The organism is Bacillus sp. X1(2014) (genome assembly GCF_007678255.1).
This window is the reverse complement of sequence record NZ_VEED01000067.1, coordinates 1-345: the sequence shown is the minus strand read 5'-3', so window position 1 is coordinate 345 and position 345 is coordinate 1. Positions and strand designations below refer to the sequence as shown.

Here is a 345-nt window from a genome sequence, read left to right as displayed (position 1 = left end):
AGCATATCGGTGTTAGTCCCGTCCTTCATCGGCTCCTAGTGCCAAGGCATTCACCGTGCGCCCTTTCTAACTTAACCTAAAAGGTTTATAACTCTTAATTAAATAAGAGAGAAAAACTAAAATGGCGATTACTCGATGTTTACTTTGCTTCTTCATTACGATTATCTAGTTTTCAAAGAACGAATGGTTTGAGAGAATTGCACTCTCAAAACTAAACAAACAAAGATCGTGTACAAACTGTATTGTCTGGCTCACAGGTCCAGCTTTATCCTTAGAAAGGAGGTGATCCAGCCGCACCTTCCGATACGGCTACCTTGTTACGACTTCACCCCAATCATCTGTCCC

At 41.7% G+C, this 345-nt stretch carries 2 rRNA genes; both read right to left on the bottom strand.

Annotated elements, in window-relative coordinates:
* Positions 1-77, bottom strand: a 23S ribosomal RNA gene (locus FS608_RS29785); the annotation flags it as partial.
* Positions 78-275: 198 nt separating this feature from the next.
* A 16S ribosomal RNA gene (locus tag FS608_RS29780) occupies positions 276-345 on the bottom strand; the annotation flags it as partial.